The organism is Desulfomicrobium apsheronum (assembly GCF_900114115.1).
In the GTDB taxonomy this organism is placed as follows: Bacteria; Desulfobacterota; Desulfovibrionia; order Desulfovibrionales; family Desulfomicrobiaceae; genus Desulfomicrobium; species Desulfomicrobium apsheronum.
In genome coordinates, this window is record NZ_FORX01000005.1 from 9,948 (window position 1) to 24,021 (window position 14,074).

Here is a 14,074-nt window from a genome sequence, read left to right on the forward strand (position 1 = left end):
CGAATCCTTTCTAGATCAGTTTTTTGGCGGTCTCGCATGCGCGGCGGATGTCCTGCTCACTGTGCATTTCCGACAGGAAAAATCGAAGTCGCGCGGCCCTCTCCTCCACGGCAGGATAAATGACGGGCTGCACATTGATACCATGCTCGAACATCGTGCTGGAAAGCGTGACCGCTTTAAGCGAGCTGCCGGTAATGACCGGGATGACGGCAAAGCCCCGGGACGTGCCGGTATCCAGACCGGCTTTCTTCGCCAGTTCCAGAAACAGCCTGCCATTGGCCTGAAGGCGCGCCACGCGCTCAGGTTCCTTTTGCAGCACCCGCAAAGAGGCCAGGGATGCCGCGGCCAGTGGCGGCGAAATGCCGACGCTGTAAACGAAACCAGGCGCGGCATATTTGAGATGCTCGACCAGCGCGCGCTCACCGGCGATGTAGCCGCCGCATCCGGACAGAGTCTTGGAGAGGGTTCCCATCCAGATGTCCACGTCCTTTCCGGCCACGCCGAAGTGTTCGGCCGTACCCCGGCCGGTTGCTCCAACAACGCCCAGGGCATGCGCTTCATCGACCATCAGAAAACACTTGTGCCGACGCTTGATGTCGATGAGCGCGGGTAGATCGGGAATGTCGCCGTCCATGCTGTACAGCCCTTCGACCACGATCAGCACGCGCTCGAACCGGCCGCGGATATCGGCAAGAATGGCATCCAGGGCGGCAGTGTCGTTGTGCGGAAAGCTGCGCCGTGATGCCCCGGAAAGCCTGGCGCCTTCGAGGACGCTGTTGTGGATCAGACTGTCGTGAATGACGAGGTCCTTGGGTCCGAAAAGCGTGGCGATGGAGGAGACGTTGGTGGCATGACCGCTCACAAAGACGACACAATCCTCGACCTCGTAGAATTCGGCAAGAGCCTCTTCCAGTTCACGCTGGATGGGCCGCTCGCCCGCGACGAGGCGGCTGGCCGAAGCCGAGGTGCCGTAATGGCCAATGGCGGCCATGGCGGCCTGATTCACTTCCGGATGGCCGTTGAGCCCAAGGTAATTGTAGCAGGAAAAATTGAGATATTCCCGGTGCCCGATGACTGTGGTGGCGGTGGCAAGACCCTCATGCGTTCTGAAAAACGGGTTGTCGAAACCGAACGTCTTGGCCGTCGCCATGAGCACCTGCATTTCCTTGTAACCGGGATGGCTGTCAAAGCGGGTCAGGCGCTCCGGCACGCAGGCCAGGGCTCCCCTGTTTTTCAGCGTACCTCCGGTCGTCTCGGAACCGCTTTTCCGGCCCAGAATGCGATCGATGAGCTGTGCCTTGTTCATGCCGCTCATGACTCCATCCTGCCGTCTTCGCGGCCAAGCACCGTAGTGGCGTTGTGCGCCATGCGCTCCAGTTCTTCCTCGCTCATCTGCTCTCCGTGTTGCCGCACCAGGTCTTCCACCAGAGACGCGGCCGCGTCCTGCCGTGTTTCTTCCGCACCCTTGAGTCGCTCGACGATACGCTCGGCAACCTTGCCGGCCGAAGGGGACTCATTGAGGAGCATGACCGGAAACTGGACGCCAAAACGCTTTTCAAGCCCCAGGGCCAGTTCCACGGCCATGAGCGAATCCATGCCCAAATCATGCAGCGGACGGTCCGGATCAACGCGATCCACGCACAGGGAGAGAATGTGCGCCACCTCCTGCAAGACAAGACCGCGTACCATCCCGGTAAGTTCTTCAACTGTTTTTTCAGCCGCCAGAACCCGAAAATCGACAATGCCGTCATCATGAGAAATTTCCCGATGATTTCTGTTGAGTACGGCGAACCGGCTCCCCTCCGACGATGGCAACAACCGGCGCAATACGCCCCAATCCATGTTTGCCAGGACCTTGCCGTCATCGGCGGCCAGAGCCTCGCCCAAGCTCGCCAGTGCCTGTACGGCCGTAAGGGGCGCTCCGCCGAGTCGCTGGCTCAGGCTGTCCCGGACGGCCGTGTTGCGGGTCAGATACCCGGCATCCCCGATAGGTCCCCACCCTATGCACTGAGCGGGCAGATCCATTTGCCGCCGCAATTGCGCAAGGGCTTCCAGTCCGGCATTGGCCGCCACGTAGTTGGCCTGTCCTGGATTGCCGATGGTCGTCGTGATGGAGGAATAGAGCACGAAATGCTCAAGCGGCAGGCTGGCGGTCAGCGTATGCAGGTGCCACGCGCCGAGCAGTTTCGGCCGCAACACCGCAGCCATGCTGTCGGCGTCCAGGTTCGCAATCAGCCGGTCATCAAGAACCATGGCCGCATGCAGCACCCCCCTGATCGGCGGCAGCTTTTGACTTGCCTGTTCCAGAACCCGCGCCAGCGAATCGGCATCCGTAACGTCGCAAGCCAAGGCCAGCACGTTCACGCCCCGCGACGTCAGTTCCGCTACGGCGCCTTCCGCTCCGGGCGTATCAAGGCCCCGACGACTGACCAGCACGAGATTGCCCACACCTTGCGCAGCCAGCCAGCGCGCCGTCTCAAGGCCGAAGCCCGCCAGACCGCCGGTGACAAGCCAGGTGGAATCTTCCGCGAAACGCATGGCCCGAGGCGCGGCGGCTGGAAAAGAAACCTGCGGCCGCAGCCCGTCCAGCGAAACCACGATCTTGCCCATATGGCGGGCCTGCTGCATGCAGCGAAAGGCATCGACCACCCTCTCCGCCGGGTACACGTTGAACGGCAGGGGCGTCAGCACGCCGCGTTGGAACAGGTCCATGACCTCTTCCAGCAGACGGGCTGCAAGCTTCGGACGCCCGGTCAACAGCTGGTCGGCGTCAATGCCGAAATAGCTGATGTTGTCCTTGAAAGGGCGCAAACCGATGTGCGTATTTTCAAAAAAGTCACGCTTGCCCAACTCAAGAAAACGGCCAAAGGGCTTGAGCACGCGCAGATTGCGGCGGATGGCTTCGCCGGACAGCGAATTGAGTATCACATCCACGCCCTGGCCATCGGTGACGGCCAGGATGTCGTCGGCAAAGGTATTGCTCCGTGAATCAAAGACGTGGTCGGCACCGAGCAGCCGCACCAGATCGCGTTTCACGTCGCTGCCGGCGGTGGCGAAAATCTCGGCTCCAAGATGTCTGGCCAGTTGTATGGCGGACATGCCCACGCCTCCTGCGCCGCCATGGATGAGCACCCGTTCGCCGGGCTGTAGATCGGCCAGTTGCTTGAGGGCGTAGTAGGAAGTCAGAAAAACCGTAGGCACCGTGGCCGCCGCCTCGAAAGACCAGCCGTCCGGCATGGGCATGAGTGCGTGCGCAGGGGTGACCACGTGGCTGGAGAAGCAGGCAGGTCCAAAGCCCATGACTGCATCGCCGGGACGCAAATGGCTCACCTTCGCGCCGACGCGGGAAACAATCCCGGAAAATTCAAGCCCAAGACCGGCCCCTGCAAATCCTTTCTCCACCGCCTCATCGGGCAGCAGACCCATGAGATACATGACATCGCGGAAGTTGAGGCCGACGGCCCTGGAGCACACTTCCACATCATCCTCACGCAGCTCACGCTCGTGGTCGGGCAGCCAGAGCAGGTTGCGCAACTGACCGGGCACGAAAAAATCCAGCCGGAAACGCTCGGAATGTCCGGCTGCATCGACCTCGTCTTCCTCGATCAGAACCAGTTCATAGCGACCGGCAGCGGAGAGCACGACCTCGCTTGCACCGTCGGGAAAGAGCAATTCGTTTGCGATTCCTGCGCACCCTTCCGGTTTGGCGGCGTCGCCGCTCACGTCAATGAGCGTGGTGTCAAGCGACGGGATCTCGTTCATGACCACGCGCCCAAAACCCCACAGGGCCGCCTGCACGGGATTGTGCTCCCAGTCGGCGGGAAGACCGGACGCCAGCGCCCCGCCCCTGGTCACAAGCCACACCCTCGGCGGATGGCTGACCCGCGCCGCCAGTTCCTGCACATGCCCGAGCACGCCGGAAAGCACGTCCACAGCCTCTTCGGCAGTGCATCCCCAACCCACGAGAAAAACCACATGCCGCACATCCGGCAGCGCATCCTCGAACGGATGCTCGCTTACCGTGACGCGCTGTCCCCTTGCCTCCAGCTCTGCCTGCAATGTCCACGCAACCTCCTCGGAGGTACTGTCGGACAGCAGCAGCCATGCCTCGGAGGCGAGTTCGGACAACTCAGCCTCGACATGCGCGGGACACCGCGCCAGCAACAGATACGCACCTTCCGCCAGATGACCGGCGGCAGGCTCGGTGAAGCGGACCACGTCCTCGAAACCGTCGTCGCACAATGCCTGACGCCAGTCCTCGGGCGTGAGCAGCGAGGACAGAGGGGATGCATCGCTACCGGGAGCGCTTTCGTGCCACCAGTCATCGGCCAGTCCTGCCAGAAAATCGGCGCTCCAATCAGGATAGCGCTCGGCCAGCAACAGAACCCCGCCGGGCGCGAGCCGTCGACGCATATTCGCCAGCGCCGCATGCGGGTTGCGCGCCCGGTGCAGAACATGGCCGAGAATGACCACATCAAACCGCGGCGGCAGGGAGTCTTCGTCCTCAAGCTTCCACTCCGCGCAGTCCACGCCCATCAGGGTCACGGAATGCATGTCCCGATATTCGGCCTGCCGCCTTTCGAGCTGGCCGTCATCAGCCAAGGCCAGGACATATTCCAGTCTGTCTTCCGGAAGGATGCTGAAGCGCTCGCGCGTTAGTCCGTCAACCCCGGCCGAAATATCAAGCACGCGCAGACGGCGGCCCAAGGGCAAGGCGGACGCAATGCCGCGCAAAACGCCTCCAATGGCAATGCTTACACCGAGATAGGCCGGGTCCCCGTAATAGGAATCCGCCACGGGAGTGCGCTGCAGGGCCGTCAGAAAATCCCTTCCCGATTCCTCTACCGCCAACAACCGGGGCAAGCCAAGACCGATACGGCCCAAGAGCGCCAGCTGCGGCAGGCACAAGGGAAAATCACGCAGCAGATCACGCCAGATTTCCTGTGCGGCGGGCAGTTCCACGGCATCGTTCAGTTTCAGGCGGCCATCCTGATGCAGGAGCAGCCCCTCCCGGTGCAGCAATCCGCAAAGCCATCGCCCATAGGGGGAAGCACATTCGTCCAGCTTGGGCAGGTCAGGCGCGACAGCCTGCGCCAGGCTTTCAAACCCTTCGCGGGCCATGGCCAGAACAAGAGCTTCAAGCAGCGGCAAGGCTTCCTCGAACCAGGCCCGGCGCGAAGGCGCAAGGTCTTCCAGTGCGGCTTCGCACCACGCGGCCAGCTCCTGGGTTCGCGGCACGGGTATGGCAATGGAATCGGCAGGATGGGGGCACAGCCTGGGCTGCACTCTCCAGGACGTGATGCCGGATTTTTCACGCCTCACCAGCGGAGCGGCGCGGAACCGGCACTCACGCATACAGGCCATGACCTCCCCGGCGGCGTCCAGCAGATCAAAATCCGCCAGTACCGAACGAGCACCGCTGCGGCGCAGGTGCACGCGAAATCCCGACACTCGGCCAGGACGGCGCAGCAAAAGCCGTCCCGTCTTGATCGGCAACAGCGCCGCGCCCTCTTTGGCCTCTATCCTGTCCTGAAAAAAATCCAACAGCGACTGGACGCACACGTCCATCTGCGCGGGATGAACGGCATAGCCATCCACCGCTTCCGGAACATCGACCCGCAAAAAGCCCTCAAGCCGGTCGCCCTGCACGCAGACGTGGTCCAGCCCCTGGAAGGCCGGGCCATAATCAAGTCCGAGGACGGCTGCCATGCGGTAGTGGTCATCGCCACTGACCATGCGCCCCGATGAGGACAGGCCGGTCACGGATGCCGTCCACGCGCCGGGAACCGCCTCGATCACGCGACCGACCGCATGAAGCGTCCACGGATCGTCGCTCAGGCGTTGCCGACTGCGAATCTCAAAACCGCCGTCACGAGGGTCAAGGGTCAGGCGCAGGGCGCGGGCGTGCTCGCAGTCGAAAACCATGGGCGACAGGATATCCAGGTCTTCCAGCGCCAATTCCTCGCCACCGAGCCAGTGATGCGCGGCCGCAAGCCCCATCTCGATATAGGCGGTTCCGGGAAAAACCACCGCTCCGCCAACCTTGTGGTCGCCAAGCCACGGCAGCACGGTGGGATCAAGCACGTTTTCCCAAACCGTATCCTGTCCCGGCAGAGGCCAGCCCAGCAGGGGATGCACGCGGCGGCGCTCGATGGCCCTGAGACTTTCGCTTGTGGGCTGGTACCAGTAGCGTTCATGTTGCCACGGATAGTTGGGCAGACGGATTTCCTGTCCTGGACGGGGGAAGAACACGTCCCTGCCGGCGGAATCGGCAAGCAGATGGATGCGCAGAGCCGCCTCCATGATGCGATCCATGTCGTCGGCATTTTTTCGCATTGTCGGCAATACGCGTCCCCGAACGTTCAATGCCGCAAGCGTGTCTCGCAGATAGCGCTGCAGAATGGCGTGCGGTCCGATTTCTACGAAGATCCGGCAACCGGACTCCGCAAGTCCGGCCACGGCCGCTTCGAAATTCACGGTTTCGCGCACGTTGCGCCACCAATAGAGCGCGTCGAGAGCCGTGCCTTCCAGGGCACCTCCGACGACGCCCGAAACAAAGACGGCCTTGTCGCCTGAAGACGGGACGAGATCCGTCAGATTGTGCAGGAGGGAGTCCCTGACGCAGTCCATATGCCGACTGTGGAAGGCGTAATCGAGATCCAGGAGCTTGAAGTTCACGCTTCTGGATTTCAGTTGCCGTCCAAGGATCGTCATGTCCTCGGCGCTTCCGGCCAGAGTCACCATGTGCGGGCTGTTGACGGCGGCGATGGTCACGTCGAGCGTTCCACCCAACTCGGCCAAGGCTGCCTCGGCGGCAGATTTGGACATGGACGCGGCAGCCATCTTGCCCAGGCCGCGCGTGGCGCCCTGCGCCGTGCTGCGGCATACGATGACGCGGATGGCTTGCGCCAGCGTGAGCGCCCCGGCAGCCCACGCCGCGGCGACCTCGCCCACGCTGTGTCCGGCGACGGCAGCAGGCTTGACACCGAGATCTCGCAGCAAAACGGTGATGGCGACCTGAATGGCAAAAAGCAGCGGTTGCGCCACCTCGGTATCATCCAGCCGCGCGTCATCCTCCCCGGCCAACAGTTCCGCGCGAATCGAAAATCCCGCAAGCTGATGCACGGCGGCGTCGATTTCTCCCAGAACCTCGGCGAATCGGGGAGACTCCGACAGCAGAGCACGCGCCATTCCAAGCCATTGCGCACCGTTTCCGGAATAGACAAAGGCCACGGGGCCGCTCACCGGCAACTGGTCTTCAACGAAAATTTCGGCCGAGGATTCGCCAGCGGCGAATCGGGCCAATTCGGACGCGACCTGTTCCGGAGAATCCGCCGCAAGCGCCAGTCTTTTTTCCAGTCGTTCGCGCCCGTAGGCCACGGCATGGGCAGCATCATAATATCTGCCCGCAGGTGTCTCCCGCAAAAAGTGTGCATACCGTCCGGCCATATCGCGCAGGGCTGTGTCGGTGCGCGCGGACAGGAACAACGGGGGACAGGCATGCCCGGCCTCGGCGGACTCGCAAACATCATCACGACTGAATTCCTGCAGCAGGACATGAGCGTTGGTCCCGCCGAAACCGAAAGAATTTATGCCCGCGACCAGCGGCCTGCCGTTCTCCACGGTCAGCGGCCTGTTTCGGGTGACCACTTCGAGATTGAGATCGCCAAAATCAATGGCAGGATTGGGTGTATCGAGGTGCAAGGATGGCGGCAGAACGTGATGACGCAGAGCCAGCACGGTCTTGACCAGGCCCGCCATGCCCGAAGCCGGCTCCAGATGGCCGAGATTGGTCTTGACCGATCCTATCGGCAGAGGAAAAACGCGGGCACAACCATAGACCCGGCCTATGGCCGCAGCCTCCACGGGATCCCCGACAGCGGTTCCCGTGCCGTGAGCCTCGATGAAATCGATGTCGCCAGGCTCCAACGTACTCTGCGCCAGAACATCCTGCATGAGATCAACCTGACCCTCAATGCTTGGGATGGTCAGCCCCGATTTGCGCGCGCCATCGGAATTCACGCCGCTGCCAAGGATGACAGCCTTGATGGCGTCACCGTCAGCCAAGGCCTTGTCCAAAGGCTTGAGCAGCAACACCGCTCCGCCTTCGGCCCGCACATACCCATCGCCCGAGGCGTCAAAGGCCTTGCAGCGCCCATCGGCCGAAAGCATGGACGCCTTGGTGAAACCCACGAACGACGAGGGATGCAGCAGCAGACTGACTCCCCCCACGAGCGCGGTGGAGGCTTCCCCCAGACGCAGGCTGTTACAGGCGTGATGCAGCGCAACCAGGGAAGAAGAGCATGCAGTGTCGATGGATAGGGAAGGACCATGAAGATCGAACACGTAGGAAAGCCGGTTGGCCGCAATGCTGGGAGCGTTGCCGGTCATAGAATGAGATGTCATCACCGCCATGTCATCCATACAGCGTGTTCCGTAGTCCATCCCAGAAATACCTACGTATACCGCGCAGTCGGAACCCGCCAATGAAGACGGTAACACCGCGGCATTCTCCATCGCTTCCCAAGCCAACTCAAGCAGCAATCGTTGTTGGGGATCTAGCATTCTGGCTTCGCGTGGAGAAATGCCGAAAAAAGTAGCATCGAACTCATCCACGCGAGAAAGCACGCCGGCAGAAAATGTGATGCTACGCCCCATTTCTGCACGGTCATTATGATGCAATTCTCCCAAGGCCCAACGATCTGAAGGAATGATGCCGACCAAGTCTGTACTACTTGTCAACGCACTCCAAAATCCTTCTTCATCGCATAAGTCACCTGGAAATCGAAATGCCAAACCAATAATTGCAATCTTTTGTTGCAAAAAAAGCTCCGAATTATAAAATACTGCAAAAAAATATAAAAAAATAAATATCACAATAGAGAAATTTTATTCTCCAATTGTGATATTTTTACTCAACAATAGAGTTGTTTTTCTAAATTATTATTTTAAATAATAAAATACAAAACAACTTTTTATTATAAGAAAAATAAAAAAATAAGTCAAATTTCGACTGGAACAGCAAAAATAAGGACTGATCCGCAACACACCGAATCGCCTATATGAATTTCTAAAATCTTGGCAACTAAAAAAAATGTATGACATTAATCAGAACTGTTGCTTTGGGATCGATATTCGGCAAAGTGTAATACATTCCTCGCTTTCCACTTCAACCCTGGCGAGGTTTTTCCCCGCTGCCCCTGCCGTGCACGCCAGAAGAGCTCCGGGCCCGCCGGAAATCACCTGGCCCTTTCAGCGGGCGCAATCTCAAGGACCTGCGTCGTTTCCAGAAGCAAGACGGCGTCCACTCCGCCGCAGCTGGATTTGCTGATCTGGTTGAGCCTGAACCTCAGTTCGTAGGTGCCCGGAGTGTTGAACACAAGCCGCGTCCGGGGATATCCCGTCTGAATGTCCGGCCTTTCCCCTTCCGGCCGCTTCATGACGTCGACGTTGATCGATGCGTACATGCCTTCAGGCACTTCGTAACCGCCCATTTCAAACGTGGCCACGAGCTGTGCGCCAACGATCAGGTCTCCGGAGATGGTCAGTCGGACATCCGCCCTGCCCTTGTCCTGCGACGGTGTCTCGGCCGCGAATGCGCCCCCGGCCAGGTGCAAGGCCGCCAAAAACAGCAAGATCTGAAAACCGCGCATGATTCCACCTCGAATTTTGAGTGTTGTCCAAGCTGCCTTGCTGATAGCCCATAAAAGAAATATGACAAGCCTATGGGTAGGCAATGGGTAGATGACACAAACAAAAAAGGATCGCATGAAAGCACAGGACTCCACCGGTTACCGGATTCTGCTTCGGCTGGCGGAAGCGCCCCATGACTATTTTCTGGAGCGCTGGTCCGTGCGCATGGAGGCTGCCGGATATCTGCAACACACCACGGCAAAACGCGTCGATTGCCTTGTCGCCCTGAAGGAGTTCATGCAGCCGCTCCTTGGACATATCGAGCGTCACGACATGCCCGAGGAATTCTCTGCGTTGCTGCGCTGCGACACGGGATGGGAACGCTTCCTGATCGAATCCGCCCGCCGTCACAGATCGCGCGGCATCACCTTCGACATGTTTCTCGGCTGCTTCAAGACATTCGTGTACAGCCTGCTCGACGTCATCGAACGGATGGACGCCCCATACAGCCACAAAGTGGAGGCGCGCAGGCTCGTCCGGCTCTACGGCGACGCCCTCGAAGTGCTCTATCTGCAGGACTGGATCCGGACGTTCCCCGAATTTTCAAGCAGCAGGCTCGACGAGATGAACAGGCTGCTGACCCTTGAGAAATGCCGCTTCGAGAATATTCTCAACGCCACGTCCGACCTCATGTTCGTGGTGGACGGCAATGGTCTGGTGGCCAACATCAATGCCGCGGTCAAGGCCGTGATGGAAGAGGCTTCGACGCTGAACCGCCCGATCTGGGACGTTCTTTCCCTCGAAGGCGCTTCCATTGGGGAGCTGCTGCGCTACTATCCGGTCGGCATCACCTGCGAACTGGCCCCGTTTGACGAAACCACCATCTACCGGATGCAGATTAACCCCATCAACTCCGTCAGCCTGGCCAGCGACCAGTACATCTTCGTCCTGACCAACATGACCGCCCAGGCCATGCAGCGCCAGACCCTGGAACGCATCGTCGATGAAAAGACCGAGGCGCTGCGCAGGGAAAAAGCGCAGCTTGAGGAAATGAACATTACGCTACGCAATGTCCTCAAAAGCGTCGGCAAGGAACACGAAGACCACGCCAGCAACCTGGCCGCCAAGGTCAACACGCTCGTCCTGCCCGCCCTGGATCGCATCGAATCGGAAAACGACGCCTCGATCCGCAAGGGCTACGTCACCGTCGTCAAGGACCAGCTGACGCGCCTTCTGCCCCGGGACCCCGGCGGCATGCCCCTGCTCCTCAAGCTCACGCAGACGGAGATGAAAGTCTGCCAGTTCATTCAATCCGGCCACTCCAACAAGGACATCGCCGATCTCATGAACCTCTCCGTCGAGACCATCCAGACCCACCGCAAGAACATCCGCCGCAAGCTCGGCCTGCTCGGAAAGAGCGTCAGCCTGTACGCCCATCTCAACACCATGGGCCTGCACGACTGACTGGGTAGATGAAACTACCCAACATATACCCTGAATCCCGCCTGTTTATCGTGGCAACGCGCACGTAATTGGTATAGGAAGGAAACAAAGAACCCTTTTTCCATTACCGAGGTGCGCCAGCATGAACGACGCAAGTATCGCCTGCATCGAAAGCCTGCGCGATTTCTTTTCCGCATCGAACGCCATGGAACTGGAGGATGCGGCCGTGCGCATCGCCGGAAGCGTCGATGCCGTCATTCCCCCCGACACGGACTGGACAGCGGTCGAGTATGAATTCAACCGTCTGTTCGTTGGCCCCGCCGCCGTTCCCGCCCCGTTGCATGCATCCGCGTATTGCGAATCCGACCGCGCCCTGATGGGCACGGCGGCCCTGGAGGCCCGCCGGTTATATCACCAACTCGGTCTGGCCGTGCCACGGGAGGGTGTCATCCCGGACGACCATCTGGCCTTTGAACTGGAGGCGATGATCGTCCTGAAAAGCGCTCTTGGCGCGGATGCCCCGCCCTCCGATGATGCCAAAGCCCTGCATGCCTGGTTCGTGCACGAGCACCTGGCCCGGTGGCTTGGGCCCTTCATCCTGGCGACAAGGGCCCATGCGTCCGCGGACGGGGTCACCGCGATGGCCGTGGACGCCCTGGCCGCGTGGTTCGACAAGGAACTCAACACAACTGCGGCGCCGCTTCCGGAATGACCGGGCAGGCGACGCGCGAGGAGGATTGCATGTCCCAAAAAACGAGAGCTCTCAGCAGGCGTCAATTCCTTAAAGGGATCTCCATGGCCGGAGCGGCCTCGCTGCTCCCCTTGAGGCTGCTGATGCCATATTCGGCCGAGGCCGCGACAGCGTTCAGGGAACAGGATTTCCAGATCTTCAGGAACGCCTGCCCCAGGAACTGCTACGACACCTGTTCCATCAAGACCTACGTCAAGGACGGGGTGGTCCAGTTCATTGAGGGCGCACAGGAGTCCACGTTCACCCAGGGCGGCCTGTGCGTGAAAGGCTATGCCTACCCGAGGCGCGTCTACAGCCCGGACAGGATCAAGTATCCCATGGTGCAGGACGGCCGTCGCACGGGCAACTGGCGCCGCGTTACGTGGGACGAGGCCATGGACCGCATCGCAGGCAAGATCCTTGAAATCAAGGAAAAGGACGGTTCCCTGCTGGGACTGGGCCTGACCAAGTATTCCGGCAATTTCGGCATCACCAACTACGGCGTCGAGGGCATGATGTCGTCGCTTGGCTATACGACCCGCTTTGTGGGCACGCCCTGCTGGCCGGCCGGCATCGACGCCCAGAACTACGACCTGGGCGACATGTGGTGCAACGATCCCGAGGACATGGTCAAATCGAGATATGTGATCATCTGGGGAGCCAATCCCGCGTGGTGTTCGGTGCACTCCATGAAATACGTGAACGAGGCCAAGCGGCGCGGAGCCAAGGTCGTCGTAATCGATCCCATCTTCACCCAGACCGCCGCCAAGGGCGATGTCTATTGGCAGCCCGAAGCGTCAAGCGACGGCGCGCTGGCGCTGGGCATGGCGCGCCACATTCTCGATCTGGGTCTGGTGGACAGCGATTTCGTGAACAACCACGCCAAGGGATTCGCCGAATTCGCCGCCTACCTGCGCGAAAACGTCACTGTGGAATGGGCGTCAGGCTTGAGCGGCATCCCCGCCGAGCAGATCAGGGAGGTGGCCGAAGAGTTTGCTAACGCCGATCCGGCCACGATCTGGATCGGCTACGGAATGCAGCGGCACACCAACGGCGGCGCTTCGGTCCGGGCCATCGACGCCCTCGTCGCCATGACCGGCAATGTCGGCAAGGAAGGCGGAGGGGCTCGTTACGGCCACCTGCGCACCTGGGGCTTCAACTACCACGCGCTGCTCCAGAAACAGCCCGAAGGCTCCCTGGGCTTTGTCGGAGCGGCAGGCCCCAAGGGCGAATTCGATTTCACCAAGGGCGAGGCCGCAAGCTTCACGGACCGCACCGTGAACATCAACAAGACGGCGCAGGCCATCCTGGACGCCAAGGACCCCGCTTTGAAGATGCTCTGGGTGTCGTGCAAGAATCCCTTCGCCCAGGACTTCGACCGACCCAAGCTTGAAAGAGCCTTCGACACGCTGGAAATGGTCGTTTCAGTGGAACAGTTCTTCACCGAGACGGTGAACAACTCGGACATCGTGCTGCCGGTGACCACGCTCTTCGAGGAGTGGACCGTCAACGCTTCCTACTGGCACTACTGGGTGGGCATCAACGAGCAGGCCATAAAACCCATGTACGAGACCAAATCGAATATCGAGATCGCCGCCCTGCTCTCCAAAAAGATGAACCAGCTCGCACCCGGCTCCTGCACATTCCCGCAGGACATCGACACCAGGGAGTGGCTGGAGAAGGAATTCAACCAGGGCATCTACGACTACCTGGGCATCAAGCACTGGACCGACCTGAAAAACGGTCCCGTCAAGGCCAAGCTCGCGTCCTCGGCCTCCTGGAGCGACAAGAAATTCGGCACGCCTTCCGGCCAGTACGAGTTTCACTCGGACCTGTGCCAGCAGAATGGCCACGACGCCCTGCCAAGATACAAGGAAGGACGCAAATCGTTTGACGAATTCAGACTGCTGACGCCGCATACGAAATTCGGCCTGCATTCGCAGTTTGTAAACCTCGACTGGATGCAGGAATACAACAAGGAGCCGTTTCTCTACATGCATCCCGATGACGCACGAGACAAGAAGATTGCCGATCTCGACATGATGCGTGTTTTCAACAAGGTTGGAGAGCTCAAAATAAAGGTCAAACTGACAAGCAACGTCGCCAAGAAGTCCTTGGTCATCTATGAAGCGTGGTTTGGACAGGGTAATGATTTCAATGTCCAGAATCTGGTGGATGATGAATCTGCGGACATGGGTGCATACAAGACCGGAGCCCCCGGCGTCGCCATTCATGGCCAGTTCGCCAATGTGGAACGGGTCTAAGGAG

6 protein-coding genes are annotated in these 14,074 nt (G+C 60.0%); 3 read left to right on the forward strand and 3 right to left on the reverse strand.

The genetic code is table 11. The annotated features are described in order from the left end of the window. Window positions 1-10: 10 nt before the first annotated feature. The 3 genes from BMZ40_RS06775 to BMZ40_RS06785 form a co-directional block, all read right to left on the reverse strand. Window positions 11-1,315: an aminotransferase class I/II-fold pyridoxal phosphate-dependent enzyme gene (locus tag BMZ40_RS06775; RefSeq protein ID WP_092373406.1), complete on the reverse strand. Its 1,305-nt coding sequence runs from the start codon at window positions 1,313-1,315 to the stop codon at window positions 11-13. Beyond that, window positions 1,312-8,877: a type I polyketide synthase gene (locus BMZ40_RS06780; RefSeq protein WP_245751052.1), complete on the reverse strand. Its 7,566-nt coding sequence runs from the start codon at window positions 8,875-8,877 to the stop codon at window positions 1,312-1,314. Before BMZ40_RS06780 ends, BMZ40_RS06775 begins: the two co-directional genes overlap by 4 nt. Before the next feature lie 362 nt (window positions 8,878-9,239). After that, on the reverse strand, window positions 9,240-9,653 hold the full coding sequence (locus BMZ40_RS06785) for a hypothetical protein (RefSeq protein WP_092373408.1): 414 nt from the start codon (window positions 9,651-9,653) through the stop codon (window positions 9,240-9,242). Between the two features lie 115 nt (window positions 9,654-9,768). Between BMZ40_RS06785 and BMZ40_RS06790 the strand changes: the two genes are divergently transcribed. From BMZ40_RS06790 to BMZ40_RS06800, 3 genes are all read left to right on the forward strand, one after another. Next, window positions 9,769-11,097 carry a helix-turn-helix transcriptional regulator gene (locus tag BMZ40_RS06790; RefSeq protein ID WP_092373740.1) on the forward strand — a complete coding sequence of 443 codons (1,329 nt, stop codon included), beginning with the start codon at window positions 9,769-9,771 and terminating at the stop codon, window positions 11,095-11,097. 121 nt (window positions 11,098-11,218) lie between these two features. Then, window positions 11,219-11,788 (forward strand): molecular chaperone TorD family protein, encoded by a 570-nt coding sequence (locus tag BMZ40_RS06795; RefSeq protein ID WP_092373410.1) that lies wholly within the window; start codon window positions 11,219-11,221, stop codon window positions 11,786-11,788. A gap of 29 nt (window positions 11,789-11,817) precedes the next feature. Next, the gene (locus BMZ40_RS06800) at window positions 11,818-14,070 is read left to right on the forward strand and encodes a molybdopterin-dependent oxidoreductase (protein ID WP_092373412.1); all 2,253 of its coding nucleotides are present in this window, start codon (window positions 11,818-11,820) and stop codon (window positions 14,068-14,070) included. Window positions 14,071-14,074: the final 4 nt, after the last annotated feature.

Bases quoted from the DNA above. Each gene is read 5' to 3' on its own strand.
- BMZ40_RS06800 (WP_092373412.1), top strand. From the start codon at position 11,818: ATGTCCCAAAAAACGAGAGCTCTCAGCAGGCGTCAATTCCTTAAAGGG.
- BMZ40_RS06790 (WP_092373740.1), top strand. From the start codon at position 9,769: ATGAAAGCACAGGACTCCACCGGTTACCGGATTCTGCTTCGGCTGGCG.
- BMZ40_RS06795 (WP_092373410.1), top strand. From the start codon at position 11,219: ATGAACGACGCAAGTATCGCCTGCATCGAAAGCCTGCGCGATTTCTTT.
- BMZ40_RS06775 (WP_092373406.1), bottom strand. From the start codon at position 1,315: ATGAGCGGCATGAACAAGGCACAGCTCATCGATCGCATTCTGGGCCGG.
- BMZ40_RS06785 (WP_092373408.1), bottom strand. From the start codon at position 9,653: ATGCGCGGTTTTCAGATCTTGCTGTTTTTGGCGGCCTTGCACCTGGCC.